Below are 13,084 nucleotides of genomic sequence, written 5' to 3' on the forward strand. Positions count from 1 at the left end.
CGCGGCCTGACGACGCTTCCGAGCGGTCCGCTCAGCTCCACCCACTGTGTATCAGTTCCCTTCCGCGATACCCGAGTAGTCGGCCTCGGGCTCGGTGGAGTTCCCGCGACCTCGCGCCAGCCAGCCGTCGACCGACAGCCACGTGCGCGGCCGCGCCAGCAGCCAGACGGCGAGCAGCGCGAACCCGGTGTCGCGGAGGATCTCCTGCGGGTACTCGGTCTGCCCCGCCGCCACCTGGCCGCCGCCGCCGAAGCACCCGCAGTCGATGCTCAGCCCGCGCGCCCACGACTGGGCGATGCCGGCGATGAGCACGACGAGCAGCACCAGCGCGGCACCGGCGGCCCACCGGGTCGCCAGGCCCGCGAGCAGGAACAGCCCGAGCACGAGTTCGACGAGCGGCAGCGCGATGGCCACCACGTCCGTGAGCGCGTCCGGGAGCACGTCGTACGCCTGCACGGCGATCAGCGTCTGCCCGGGATCCGCCAGTTTCAGCGCACCCGAAACGAGCCAGACGGCAGCCAGCCCGAGCCGGGCGAGCGTGCCGACGGCGTCCAGCACGGGTTGGGACGGTCGCACCACGCACTTAGGCTAACGGGAGGACCTGAGAACCACGTGAGGGCAGGGCAGCGGCGGAGGGAGCGGCTGGATGCGGTGGCGCACGCTCCTCGCTTCGGCGTTGTTGCTGGTCACGACGTCGGCGTGCGGCCCGGCGAGCGTTTCGCCGACCGACTCGCTGGTCACCCGGGCGAGTGCCACGGATCACCTGACCATCGGCATCCGGTTCGACGCGCCCGGGCTTTCGGAGCACACCGTGGACGGCCGGTTCGTCGGGTTCGACGTCGACGTCGCGACTTTCGTCGCCTCGGAACTCGGCGTCGCGGCCAAGGACATCACCTGGCGCGAAACGACGTCGGCGACGCGGGAGACGGACCTCACCTCCGGCGCGGTCGACCTGGTCGTGGCCACCTATTCGATCACCGACAAGCGCAAGCAGGTCGTCTCGTTCGCCGGGCCGTACTTCACCACCGGCCAGGACCTGCTGGTGCGCCGGACGTCGGCCGACATCACCGGCCCGGAGGCCCTCAACGGGCGGCGGCTGTGCTCGGTCACCGGGTCGACGCCGGCGCAGCAGGTGAAGGACAAGTTCGCCCAGGCCGTCCAGCTGGTCGAGTACCCGCGGTACTCCGACTGCGTGACGGCGCTGCTGGCCGGCCAGATCGACGCCGTCACCACGGACGCGGTGATCCTCGCCGGCTACGTCGCGCGCGACCCCGAGCTGCTGAAGATCGTCGGGAAGCCGTTCTCGGCGGAGAAGTACGGCGTCGGCCTGCGCAAGGGCGACACGCAGGGTGTCAACGCGGTCGACGACGCGATCCGCAAGATGATCTCCTCCGGCGAATGGCTCCGCTCGCTCAACGCGAACATCGGGCCGTCCGGTTACCAGCTGCCCCCACCCCCCGAGGTCTCCCCGAAGTGAAACTGCCCGACCTGCCGGTCCGCGCGGTGCTGCCCGACGTGCTGGCCGCGCTGGACGCCCACGGCACCGCGGTCCTCGTCGCGCCGCCCGGCACGGGGAAGACGACGCTGGTGCCCCTCGCCCTGGCTTCGGACGGCGGGCGCGTCGTGGTCGCCGAACCCCGCCGGCTGGCGGCGCGGGCCGCGGCGACGCGGATGGCCGCGCTGCTGGGCGAACCGGTCGGCGAGACCGTCGGCTACGCCGTGCGCGGCGACCGGAAGGTGTCCGCGCGGACCCGCGTCGAAGTCGTGACGTCGGGGCTGCTCGTGCGGCGGGTGCAGGGCGATCCGGAGCTGCCCGGCGTGTCGACGGTGCTGCTCGACGAATGCCACGAGCGGCACCTGGACGCGGACCTGCTGCTGGCGCTGCTCCTGGACGTCCGCGCCGGGCTGCGCGACGACCTCCGCCTGCTGGCGACGTCGGCGACGGTCGCGGCCGGGCGGCTGGCGTCGCTGCTCGGGAACGCACCGGTCGTCACGGCCGAAGCGCGGACTTACCCGATCTCGTACTCGTACCTGCCCCCGGCGCGGGGCGAACGCGTCGAGGCGTGCGTCGCCCGCGCGGTGCGGACGGCGTTGTCGTCGGGCGAAGGCGACGTGCTCGCGTTCCTCCCCGGCGCGGGGGAAATCGCGCGGACGTCGAATCTGCTGCGGTTGTCCGATGTGGACGTTCTCCCGCTGCACGGCCGGTTGTCGGCGGCCCACCAGGACGACGCGCTGCGGCCGCGTGACCGACGGCGGGTGGTGCTGGCGACGGCGGTGGCGGAGTCGAGCCTGACAGTGCCGGGCGTGCGCGCGGTGGTGGACTCGGGACTCGCGCGCGTGCCGCGGGTCGACCACCGGCGCGGGCTGCCCGGGCTGGCGACGGTCCGGGTGTCGGCGGCGGTCGCGACGCAGCGGTCGGGCCGCGCGGGTCGTGAGGGGCCCGGGCGGGCGTACCGCTGCTGGGCGGAGAACGAGCAGTCCTTGCTGCCCGCGTACCCGGAGCCGGAGATCCGCACGGCCGAGCTGGCGCGGCTGGCGCTGGAACTGGCGTGCTGGTCGACGCCGGACGGCAGCGGGCTGGCCTGGTGGGACCCGCCGGGCGAGGGCGCGCTGGCGGCGGGCCGCGCATTGCTGGAGACGCTCGGGGCGACCTCCGGCGGCGTGGTGACCGCACGCGGGCGGCGGATGGCGGAGCTGGGCCTGCACCCGCGGCTGGCGCGGGCGCTGCTGGACGGCGCCGCGGAAGTCGGCGCCCGCAACGCGGCGGAAGTGGTGGCCCTGCTGGACGCGGGCGGCACGCTGACCGACGTCGAAGCCGAACTCCGGCGGCTGCGCTCGGCGACCGACGCCCCCTCCCGCCGCTGGAAACAAGATGCCCGCCGCCTCGAGTCCCTGCTCACGGACCGCAAGTCCGTGAAGGCCTCCTTCACGGGCGAAAACGCCGGTAAGGAGGCCTTCACGGCCGATCCGGCGCTGGTCGTCGCGCTCGCGCACCCCGAGCGGCTCGCGAAACGGCGTCCCGGCGGCGCTCCGGTGTACCTCATGGCGGGCGGCACCGCGGCCGAACTCCCGCCGGGCAGCGGTCTCGACGCCGAATGGCTGGCCGTCGCCGAAGCGACACGGGACCCCGGCCGCGTCCACGGCACCATCCGCCTCGCCGCGGCCGCCGACGAACGCCTCGCCGTCCGCGCCGGCTCGGTGTCCGAAGTGGACGAAGTCACCTGGGACGGCGACGTCGTCGCCCGGCGCGTCCGCAAGCTCGGCGCGATCGTCCTGTCCGAGCGGCCGCTCAAGGACGCGAACGTCCACGACGCCCTCGTCGCCGGCCTCCGCGCCGAAGGGCTGGGCCTCCTCAGGTGGCGCCCGGACACGACCCGCCTGCGCGAACGGCTCGCGTTCCTGCACGAGGTCCTCGGCCCGCCGTGGCCCGCGGTGGACGACGCCGCTTTGCTGTCCGATGTGGACCGCTGGCTGGACCTGTCCGGCGCCCGCCGGAAAGCGGACCTCGCCGCCATCGACGCCGGCACCGCCCTCAAGGCTCTCCTCCCCTGGCCCGAAGCGGCCAAGCTCGACGACCTCGCCCCGGACCGCCTGGAAGTCCCGTCGGGCTCCCACATCCGCGTCGACTACCGCGGCGACCGGCCGGTCCTCGCCGTCAAGTTGCAGGAGACGTTCGGCTGGACCGAAACGCCCACGCTCGCCGGCGTCCCGGTGGTGCTGCACCTGCTGTCCCCCGCCGGCCGCCCGGCCGCGATCACCGCGGACCTCGCGGGCTTCTGGACGACCGGCTACCCGGCCGTGCGCGCCGACCTGCGCGGCCGCTACCCGAAGCACCCCTGGCCGGAAGACCCGGCCACCGCCGCCCCGACGCGGCACACCCGGCGCCGCGGCTGACCCCCGCCGAAAGTCGGGGGCGCGCCGCGACCGACGTCCGATGCCCCCGGCACCCCGGAAACCCCAGACTCCCGGTACAGGCGAACAACCGGGAGGAACCATGATCACGCTTCGCGCGCTCACGAAGCGGTACGGGGAGAAGACGGTCGTCGACGCGCTCACGTGCGACGTCGAACCGGGGCGGGTGACGGGGTTCCTCGGGCCCAACGGCGCCGGGAAGTCGACGACCATGCGGATGACCGTCGGCCTCGACCACCCGCAGCAGGGCGAAGCCCTCGTCGGCGGACGGCGCTACGCCGACCTGCGGCACCCGCTGCGCGAGGTCGGCGCGCTGCTCGACGCCAAGGCGCTGCACCCCGGCCGCAGCGCCGGCAAGCACCTGCTGGCCATGGCGCGCAGCAACGGGATCCCGGCCGCGCGCGTCGAAGAGGTCCTGGCGACCGTCGGGCTTTCCGACGTCGCCGGCAAGCGGGCCGGCCAGTTCTCCCTCGGCATGGGGCAGCGGCTCGGCATCGCGGGCGCGCTGCTCGGCGACCCCGGCGTCCTGATGTTCGACGAGCCGGTCAACGGCCTCGACCCGGACGGCGTCCGCTGGGTCCGGCAGCTGATGCGCTCGCTGGCGGCCGAGGGGCGGACGGTGTTCGTCTCCAGCCACCTGATGAGCGAGATGCAGCTGACCGCCGACCACCTGGTGGTGATCGGCAAGGGCAAGCTGCTGGCCGACGCCCCGGTCGCGGAGTTCATCGCGGGCAATTCCCGCACGACGGTCTCGGTGCGCGTCCCGGCGGCGGCCGAACTCTCCACTTTGGACACCCGGCTGCGCGCCGAGGGCGGGCTGACGCACCCCGGCGAGCCGGGCGAGCTGGTGGTGGACGGCGTCGGCGTCACCCGCGTCGGCGACCTGGCGCACGAACTGGGGATCCGCCTGCACGGCCTCACCGAGCGGACGGCGTCGCTCGAGCAGGCATACATGGAACTGACTGCTTCTTCGGTGGAATACGGGGTGCCGGCATGACGACGGCGGTGCGCGGCGCGGTGGCGTCGGAGTGGACGAAGTTCTGGTCGGTCCGGGCCACGTGGTGGTGCCTGGTGGCGGCGACGGCCTTGATGCTGGGCTACAGCACGCTGTCGGCGATCGCCCAGCGCTACAACGACGACCCGTCGGGCGCCGACACGATCGCCCTCGGCGGCGGGTTCTACTTGGCGCAGTTCGCGGTGATCGCACTGGCGACGTTGTTCGTGACGAGCGAATACACCGGCGGCGGCATCCGGTCGACCCTGCTGTGGACCCCGGCGCGCCCCCGGGTGGTCGTGGCGAAGGCGGCGGTCCTGGTACCGGTGCTGGCTGTTTTCGGGGTCCTGCTGGCGTGCGCGGGGATGGCGCTGGCCGCTGGACTGAAGGACGGTTACGGCCTGCCGACGTCGTTCGAAGGCGCGTTCACGACGGCTTCGGGCATGGGCGGGTACTTCGCGTTGCTGGGGTTGCTGTCCACGGGCGCCGGCTGGGCCCTGCGCAGCGCGGCGGGGACGCTGATGTCGGTGATCGTGCTGCTCGTGCCGCTGCCGCTGATCGTGGCTTCACTGGGGCAGCCGGAGCTGGTGGCGTACTTCCCGGGGATCGCCGGGGTGAACGCGACGGTGGAGGCGGGGCACCCGAATCCGATCACGATGACGGCGGCGCCGTACGCGCCTTGGGTGGGGTTGGTGGTGTGCGCGGTGTGGGCTGTGGTGGCGCTGGCGGTGGGGACCGCGGTGCTGCGGCGCCGCGACGCCTGAGCCGAGACCCCCGCCCTCCCTGGGGGGCGTGCCCTTGTCCAGCCTATCGGCGCGCCCCGACAAACCGGCTCGGCGCCGTCGCTGCGGGCCGGGTTGTCCACAGCACGTGCCAGATGTGGACAACCCGGCCGCTTCAGCTCACCCCGATACCCGCCAGGATCTCCCGCGCACTCCGCACCAACGACTCCCGCGAAGCCGGCTCCGAAGCCCCCGCCAGCGCGCCGAAGATCGTCCCCTCCATCCAGTCCACCACCACCCCGGCATGCCGGACCGGATCCGAAGAACCCGCCGCCGCCAATACCTCCGCGGCCCGGCGCCGGATCAACGCCCCGCCCGAGTCGTACTCCGCGCGCAGCTCCGGCCGCCGCGTCGCCTCCAGCGCGAACTCGTACCGCGCCAGCATCCGCGTCCGCCCCGACGTGATCGCCTCGAACGCGTACCCGGCGATGAGCTCCGCCAAATCGCGCGACGACGCCGAAACCTGGTCCAGTTCGACGATCCGCGCGAAGGCCAGCGAGAGCAGCGCCGCCCGCGTGCGCGCGTAGTACGACGTCGAGCCCGCCGGCAAGCCCGCCGCGCGGTCGACCGCCCGGTGGGTCAGGCCGCGCATGCCGTCCGCCGCGATCACCTCGATGGCCGTGTCGGCGATCACCTCTAGTCGTTCCACCACCCCACTCTACAGGTGTAGAGTCCTCTACACCTGTAGAGGAGGAGCCATGCACGCAGTGGTCGTCGGGGGCGGCATCGGAGGACTCGGCGCGGCAGCTGGACTGCACCGGGTCGGCTGGCGGGTCACCGTGCTCGAGCAAGCCGAAAAATTTGGCGACGTCGGCGCCGGGATCTCGCTCTGGCCCAACGCCCTGCGCTGCCTGGACGAACTCGGCGTCGACCTCGGCGGCAGCCTCGCCCCGCAACGCGACGGCGGGTTCCGCGACCGCCGCGGCCGCCGGATCACCCGCTGGGACTCGGCCGCCTTCGAACGCCGCCACGGCCGTCCGCTCGGCGCCATCCACCGGCGGGACCTCGTCAAAGCGCTCACGGAGGCCGTCCCCGCCGAAAGCCTCCGGACCGGCACCGAAGTCACCGAGGTCCGCGAAGACGGGCTCGTCCGCTTCGACGGCGGTGAGATCGAAGCCGACCTGGTCGTCGCCGCCGACGGGATCCGCAGCCGCGTCCGCCGCGCGCTCTTCCCGCACCACCCCGAGCCCGTCTACTCCGGCAGCGCAGCTTTCCGCGGCGTCGCGAAACTGCCGCACACCAGGCTCGGCACGAGCTTCGACCGCGGCACCGAAGTCGGCGTCCTGCCCCTCACCGGCGACGACGTCTACTGGTGGATCTGTTACGTCACCGAGCCGGGCCGCAACCCGTGCACCCCGGACTTCGGCGCGTGGCACGACCCCATCCCGGCCCTGATCGACGCGACCCCACCGGAAGCGTTGCTACACCACGACCTCTACCACCTCGGAACGCCGCTGCCGACCTACACCCGCGGCCGGATCGCGCTGCTCGGCGACGCCGCGCACGCGATGCCGCCGTTCCTCGGCCAAGGCGGTTGCCAGGCACTCGAAGACGCCGTGGTGCTCGCCCACGCCGTGTCCACAAAGGACCTGACGCAGGCGATCCGGAGCTACGACGAGGAACGACGTCCGCGCAGCCAGAAGGTCGCCAGGGAGTCCGTCCGGATGGGCAAGCTGGGAGCCCAGCTGGCCAATCCCGTCGCAATAGCGCTGCGCACCGCCGTACTGAGGATGCTCCCGGCGAACGCGACAGCCCGGGCAGGCGCGGCCATCACGGGGTGGCGGCCGCCGCGTCTCCCCCGACCAGTCCCGCCTCGTACGCCGTGATCGCCGCCTGCACCCGGTTCTTCGCGCCGAGCCGGGTCAGGATCGTGCTGACGTGCGCCTTCACCGTGCCTTCGACGACGAACATCCGCGCCGCGATGTCCGCATTGGACAGTCCGGAACCGAGCAGGGTCAGCACTTCCCGCTCGCGCGGCGTCAGCGCGCTGATCCGCTCCCGGGCCGCGGCCGCACGCGTCAAGCGGCCGCCGGACAGCCGCGCGATGACCCGCTGGGCGACCTTCGGCGAGAGGAACGCGGCCCCGCCGGCGACGGCGTGGATCCCGGCCAGCAGCTCGCGCGGATCCCCCGACTTCAGCAGGAACCCGCCCGCGCCGAGGCCCAGCGCGCGTTCGATGTACTCGTCCTCGCCGAACGTCGTCAGCATGATCACGCCGGTCGAGGGCAGCAGTTTCCGGATCTCGGCGGCGGCACCGAGGCCGTCCAGGCCCGGCATCCGGATGTCGAGCAGCACGACGTCCGGGTGGGTGGCGAGCGCCTCCGACACCGCCGCGCGCCCGTCGGCGGCCTCGGCGACGACCTCGATGTCCGGGTCCGCGCCGAGGATCGCCGCAACTCCCGCCCGCATCAGCGCTTCGTCGTCGGCCAGTACCACCCTGATCACGATGCCCCCTCGGCGAACCAGTCCTTGGAAACCAGCTTCCCATCGGCGAAACATAGCCGGTAGGCGGCGTAGTCGTTGTTCAGCCACGACCGCCCGGCGCCGTAGTACTCGCACGCGGCGCCGGGCACCGACGGCGGCTCGCCCCGGGTGGGCCGCGCCGAGCGCTGGCGTTCGGGCAGCGTCAGCTCGGCCCGCGGCTGCCCGATCCGCAGCCGTTCGTAGGCGCCGCCGGGCAGTTCGGAGGAGTTCCACTGGTAGAGGAACGCGATCCCGCCGACCGCCAGCACCACCCCGAACAACGCGAGCGGCACGACTACCGCCTGGATCAGGCTGCGCCGCACGTCGCGGCGGGCCAGCTCCAGGGCCCGGGCGGACGTCGACTGCCCGATCTCGTCGTCGGCGGCCTCGCGCAGTTCCGGCGTCTCCTCGACCGGCGCGGCGTCGTGCGGCAGCGTCGCGGTGACGGCGAACCCGCCCTCGTGCGGTCCGGCCCGCAGCGTCCCGCCGACCAGCCGGACGCGCTCGCGCAGGCCGATCAGCCCGCGGCGCCCGGACGCCGCGCCCGGCAGCGGCCCGGCGGGCGGTGGCGCGTTGACGACGCTCACCTCCGTCAGAGCACCGGAACTGGTCACCCGGACCACCACCGCGGCCCCCGGCGCGTGCTTCGCCACGTTCGTCAGCGCTTCCTGCACCACGCGGTGGGCGGCGCGGGCGACCATCGGCGGCGCCTGCGCGCTGTCGACGGTCGAATCGATCAGCAGCCCCGACGCCCGCGCCCGCGCGATCAGCTCGTCGAGGTCGCCCTGCACCGGTTCGACCGGGGCGGCGTCCTCGCGCAGCACGCCGATGATTTCGCGCAGCCGCTCGGTCGCCGCCGCGGCACTGGTCCGCAACTGCGTGGCGGCGTCGCGCTGCGGGTCGTCGAGCCCCGGCGCGACCTCGAGGGCGGCGGCGCGGACGGCGATCAGGCTCAGCTCGTGCCCGAGCGAGTCGTGCATGTCGCTGGCGATCCGGGCGCGCTCGCGCAGCCGCGCCTGGTCGGCGACGAGCCGCTGCCTGCTCTCCATCTCCTCGGCCCGCCGCCAGCCGGTGCGCGCGAGCTCGCCGCGCACCCGGACGTACCGGCCCAGCAGCCACGGCGACAGCCCGGCGAACACCAGGATCGCGACCATCGCCGCCCAGTCCCCGAGCCCGTCGGGCCCGGCGAACAGCGACAGCGGCAGGCCGAGCACCACCACGGCCACGCCGATCAGCACGCCCGGCCGCGCCCGGTCCATCCGCAGCCCGGCCAGGTAGCTCATCGCGACCAGCACGAACACGACCCAGACGGGCAAGCGGTCGCCATACGGGAACGGCACGGCGAGCGCCCCGGCCAGCGCGATGCCGAGCGAGACGACGGGATAGCGCCGGGACGTTGCCACCGACCCCGCCACGACGGCGAGCCCGCCGGCCAGCTCCCAGTACGATCGGCTCTCGATCGTGCCCGCGGCGACGATGAAGCCGAGGAACAGGCCGAGCGCGACGTCGAGCACCACCCGCCACCTGCGCTTCGTCACCTCTTGCACACGTCCGAAGCTACAAGGCGTGACCGCGGGCGACCACTGCCGAAAGTCAACCTTTCAGCGTGTCCACGAACGCCAGCGTCTGCGGCCAGGACAGCGCGAACGCGTCGGCGTTCACCGCCGTCCCGTGCCGCGCGGAGTCGCTGAAGCCATGTTCGGCGCCCGGGAAGTGCTGGCTGAAGGTCGCGCCGCGCGGCCGCGACTGCAGCGCCGTCTGCAGCCGGGCGAACGTCTCGTGCGAGACGACGGCGTCGGCTTCCGGGTAGGCGACGAGGACCGGCGCGGTGATCTGTGTCGACAAAGCGACCGCGTCGAGGTCGTGGTTCGGCGGCGCCGGGTCGCGGACCGTCGGGTGGTAGGCGACGACGCCGGAAAGCCGCTGGTCGCGGGCCGCGAGCAGGAGCGCGAACCGGCCGCCGAGGCACCAGCCCATGACCCCCGCCGACGTGCAGCCGAGGTCGCCGAGCAGGTGGTCGAGCAGCGCGGTCTGCTCCGCCAGCGCGACTTCGTCGCGCAGTTCGCCGAGCTTCGCGCCGAGGTCCTCGCGGGAGGTGTTGTCGGTGCTCGCGCCGTGGAAGACGTCCCAGGTCAGCGCCGTGATCCCGCGGCCGGCCAGCTCGTCGGCCCAGGCCCGGACCTGCGCGCCGATCCCGGTGATCATCGGCAGCAGCAGCATCCCGGTCGCCGACCCGCCCGCCGGCCGGGCCAGGTACGCGGAGAGTTCGCCGACACGGACCGTGGACGTCTCGAAGGTCATGTCCGCATGATGCATGATGATCCACCATGGCCGAGCGCACACTCGCCGAGCAGTTGGGCGGCTACCTCCCCGAGGGCATCGAAGCCCTCGAAGAGCACGAACGGCAGGACCTCGCCGACGCCCTGCGCGACGCGCGCCGCCGGCAGGCGAAAGCGCTCGCCGAAGCAGGCGAAGAGGGCCTCCGGTACGTTCCGGCACTGCTGCGCGGCGCGGTCCGGAAGGCGGTCGGGCTGTGACCGCGGACTACGCCTCGCGCGCGGAGATCCTGAAGCTGGCCCGCGTCCTCGACGTCGAGCACGAGCGGCTGGAGTACCTCGCCCGCGTCGACGCCGACGACCTCAAGGCGTTCCGCGAGCAGGTCACCGACACGCTGTTCGACGCGAACATCGCGGTGCTGCAGCGGATGGCGCTGGCCGCGCGGCTGCTGCCCGGCGCGGTGCTCGCCAAGATCGCCGAAAAGGTGTTCGGCCCGCTGCTGTGCGCCCGGATCGCCGGGCTGGTCGAGGTCTCCCGGGGCGTCGACGTCGCCAAGCGGCTGCACCCGCGGTTCCTCGCCGAAGTCGCGGCGGACCTCGACCCGCGGCGGGCGAGCGCGATCATCTCGCGCATCCCGCTGGACACCGTCCTCGCGGTCGCCGCCGAACTGGCGAGCCGCGAAGACTGGATCACCCTCGGCCGGTTCGTCGGGCACCTGCCCGACCCGACCGTGCGGCGCGCGCTGGAGCAGATCGACGACCCGGGCCTGCTGCGGATCGCGTTCGTGCTCGACGACAAGAACCGCATCGACCACGTCGTCGGCCTGCTGCCCGCGCACCGGCTCGGCCGGCTGATCACCGCGGCGGGCACCGACGAGGACCTTTGGGACCCGGCGCTGGACCTGCTGACCCACCTGTCCGACGAACGGCGCGCCACCCTGGCCCCGATGCTCGGCGGCCTGCCCGAAGGACTGCGGGAACGCGCTCAGGCGACGATCAAGTAGATCCCGTAGCCGACGATCGCCGCGCAGAGCGCGAAGCAGATGACGGCGCCGGCCAGCCGGCCGCTGCCCGAGCCACCGGCCTCGCGGGCCGCGTCGCGCTGGGAGAGCCCGACCACCCCGAAGGAGAAGAGGCTCGTCAGCACGACGACCGAAGCCAGCGCGACGACGAAGACGAGACCGAGGGAACCCCAATCGATGTGCACGGCGGCGCTCCTCAGGCGTTGACCGGCTGCACGCCGGGCTCGGGCTCGGTGACGGAGTGGGCGTTGACGGGGTTCCGCTTCGACGCGAGGTAGATGCCCACCGCCACGACGACCCCGGCGAGCCCGATCAGGACGGTGCCCCAGGTGCCGAGCGTCGAGACCTCGGCGGCGATCGCGCCGACGATCGCGGCGGCGGGCAGCGTCAGCGCCCAGGCGAGCACCATCTTGCCCGCGACGCCCCAGCGCACCTCGGCGAGCTTGCGGCCGAGCCCGGAGCCGATGATGCCGCCCGAGCAGACGTGCGTGGTGGACAGCGCGAACCCGAGGTGCGCCGAGGTCAGGATGACCGCGGCGGCGCTCGTCTCGGCCGCGAAGCCTTGCGGCGTCTGGATTTCCGTGAGCTTCTTGCCCATCGTCTGGATGATCCGCCAGCCGCCGAGGTAGGTGCCGAGCGCGATCGCGGTGCCGGCGGCCAGGATCACCCAGAGCGGCGGACCCGAGTTCGGCGCGAGCGAACCGGACGCGATCAGCGTCAGCGTGATGACGCCCATGGTCTTTTGCGCGTCGTTCGTGCCGTGCGCGAGAGACACCAGCGAAGCCGAGGCGATCTGGCCGGCCTTGAACGTCCGGCCCACCGTGTCCTGCTTCGCCCGCGCGGTGATCCGGTAGACGAGGAAGGTGCCGAGCGTCGCGACGATCCCGGCGACGATCGGCGAGGCGAGCGCGGGGATGAGAACCTTCTCGACGACCTTCCCGAAGTGCACGGCGTCGGAACCCGAGGCGATCCAGGTGGCGCCGATGAGCCCGCCGAACAGGGCGTGCGACGAACTCGACGGCAGCCCGATCAGCCAGGTCAGCAGGTTCCACACGATGGCGCCGACGAGCCCGGCGAAGATGATCACCGGCGTCACCTTGGTGTCGTCGACGATGCCCCCGGAGATCGTCTTCGCGACCTCGACCGAAAGGAACGCGCCGACGAGGTTCAGCACCGCGGACACCCCGACGGCGACCTTCGGCTTGAGCGCCCCCGTGGCGATCGAAGTGGCCATGGCGTTGGCGGTGTCGTGGAAGCCGTTGGTGAAGTCGAAAGCCAGCGCGGCGACGATCACCACCAGCACGATCAGCGAGAAGTCCATGCTCGGCTCTCTCTCCGTAGCTGTTCGTTGGCAACGCTACTGATCAAGAGGGCGGCCGCCGATCCCTGTCGTGTGACGGCTCCCTGAACTCTCGATGAACCGATCCAGCGGGCTCCGGGCCGCGCCCGCAGGAAAGCGCTTGCCGCGGCCCGGCGACGCTCCGGCAAAGGTCTTGAATGAGTCATTCAGGTCTTCGGCGGTCCTGAATGACTCATTCAAGACACCACCGCACCCGCGCCGCCGAGCCCGGCACCACGCTCGCCGTCCACGACTGGGGGTGGGGCAAACCCCACCCCCAGTCCGGTGGTCCAGCC

14 protein-coding genes are annotated in these 13,084 nt (G+C 73.0%); 7 read left to right on the plus strand and 7 right to left on the minus strand.

The features are described 5' to 3' along the window. Positions 1-51 precede the first annotated feature (51 nt). A complete protein-coding gene (locus tag H4696_RS27165) occupies positions 52-558 on the minus strand; it encodes a MauE/DoxX family redox-associated membrane protein (RefSeq protein ID WP_086863947.1) in 507 nt (168 codons plus the stop codon). 88 nt (positions 559-646) lie between these two features. On the opposite strand from H4696_RS27165, the gene H4696_RS27170 reads away from it, so the two are divergent. The 4 genes from H4696_RS27170 (at position 647) to H4696_RS27185 (ending at position 5,670) form a co-directional block, all read left to right on the plus strand. After that, a complete protein-coding gene (locus tag H4696_RS27170) occupies positions 647-1,477 on the plus strand; it encodes a glutamate ABC transporter substrate-binding protein (RefSeq protein WP_086863946.1) in 831 nt (276 codons plus the stop codon). Then, on the plus strand, positions 1,474-3,894 hold the full coding sequence (gene hrpB, locus H4696_RS27175; protein ID WP_086863945.1) for an ATP-dependent helicase HrpB: 2,421 nt from the start codon (positions 1,474-1,476) through the stop codon (positions 3,892-3,894). Before H4696_RS27170 ends, hrpB begins: the two co-directional genes overlap by 4 nt. Before the next feature lie 100 nt (positions 3,895-3,994). Further along, positions 3,995-4,909: an ATP-binding cassette domain-containing protein gene (locus H4696_RS27180; protein ID WP_086863944.1), complete on the plus strand. Its 915-nt coding sequence runs from the start codon at positions 3,995-3,997 to the stop codon at positions 4,907-4,909. Continuing rightward, entirely contained in the window at positions 4,906-5,670 is a 765-nt protein-coding gene (locus tag H4696_RS27185; protein ID WP_086863943.1) for an ABC transporter permease subunit, read from the plus strand. The genes H4696_RS27180 and H4696_RS27185 overlap by 4 nt, the downstream gene beginning before the upstream one ends. Before the next feature lie 133 nt (positions 5,671-5,803). On the opposite strand, the gene H4696_RS27190 is transcribed toward H4696_RS27185, so the two are convergent. Then, positions 5,804-6,337, minus strand: a complete 534-nt coding sequence (locus tag H4696_RS27190; protein ID WP_249027178.1) for a TetR/AcrR family transcriptional regulator — start codon at positions 6,335-6,337, stop codon at positions 5,804-5,806. Between the two features lie 49 nt (positions 6,338-6,386). On the opposite strand from H4696_RS27190, the gene H4696_RS27195 reads away from it, so the two are divergent. Next, entirely contained in the window at positions 6,387-7,514 is a 1,128-nt protein-coding gene (locus H4696_RS27195) for an FAD-dependent monooxygenase (RefSeq protein ID WP_086863942.1), read from the plus strand. On the opposite strand, the gene H4696_RS27200 is transcribed toward H4696_RS27195, so the two are convergent. Genes H4696_RS27200 through H4696_RS27210 form a run of 3 tightly spaced genes read right to left on the minus strand, consistent with a single transcriptional unit; the run spans position 7,459 to position 10,452 of the window. Further along, entirely contained in the window at positions 7,459-8,133 is a 675-nt protein-coding gene (locus H4696_RS27200; RefSeq protein ID WP_086863941.1) for a response regulator, read from the minus strand. The two genes, H4696_RS27195 and H4696_RS27200, sit on opposite strands and share 56 nt — an antisense overlap. Next, the gene (locus H4696_RS27205) at positions 8,130-9,698 is read right to left on the minus strand and encodes a sensor histidine kinase (RefSeq protein WP_086863940.1); all 1,569 of its coding nucleotides are present in this window, start codon (positions 9,696-9,698) and stop codon (positions 8,130-8,132) included. The genes H4696_RS27200 and H4696_RS27205 overlap by 4 nt, the downstream gene beginning before the upstream one ends. Positions 9,699-9,744: 46 nt before the next feature. Then, complete coding sequence (locus tag H4696_RS27210; RefSeq protein WP_086863939.1) at positions 9,745-10,452, minus strand: dienelactone hydrolase family protein; 708 nt, start codon at positions 10,450-10,452, stop codon at positions 9,745-9,747. Between the two features lie 26 nt (positions 10,453-10,478). Here H4696_RS27210 and H4696_RS27215 point away from each other — a divergent pair, with 26 nt between their 5' ends. Next, positions 10,479-10,688 (plus strand): hypothetical protein, encoded by a 210-nt coding sequence (locus H4696_RS27215; RefSeq protein WP_086863938.1) that lies wholly within the window; start codon positions 10,479-10,481, stop codon positions 10,686-10,688. Continuing rightward, on the plus strand, positions 10,685-11,431 hold the full coding sequence (locus H4696_RS27220; protein ID WP_086863937.1) for a hypothetical protein: 747 nt from the start codon (positions 10,685-10,687) through the stop codon (positions 11,429-11,431). The genes H4696_RS27215 and H4696_RS27220 overlap by 4 nt, the downstream gene beginning before the upstream one ends. Here the strand turns inward: H4696_RS27220 and H4696_RS27225 are convergent. Both H4696_RS27225 and H4696_RS27230 read right to left on the minus strand, forming a co-directional pair. Then, positions 11,413-11,634: a hypothetical protein gene (locus tag H4696_RS27225; protein WP_086863936.1), complete on the minus strand. Its 222-nt coding sequence runs from the start codon at positions 11,632-11,634 to the stop codon at positions 11,413-11,415. The two genes, H4696_RS27220 and H4696_RS27225, sit on opposite strands and share 19 nt — an antisense overlap. Before the next feature lie 11 nt (positions 11,635-11,645). Continuing rightward, the gene (locus H4696_RS27230; protein ID WP_086863935.1) at positions 11,646-12,770 is read right to left on the minus strand and encodes an inorganic phosphate transporter; all 1,125 of its coding nucleotides are present in this window, start codon (positions 12,768-12,770) and stop codon (positions 11,646-11,648) included. Between the last annotated feature and the right edge of the window lie 314 nt (positions 12,771-13,084).

It is taken from the genome of Amycolatopsis lexingtonensis (genome assembly GCF_014873755.1).
In the GTDB taxonomy this organism is placed as follows: domain Bacteria; phylum Actinomycetota; class Actinomycetes; order Mycobacteriales; family Pseudonocardiaceae; genus Amycolatopsis; species Amycolatopsis lexingtonensis.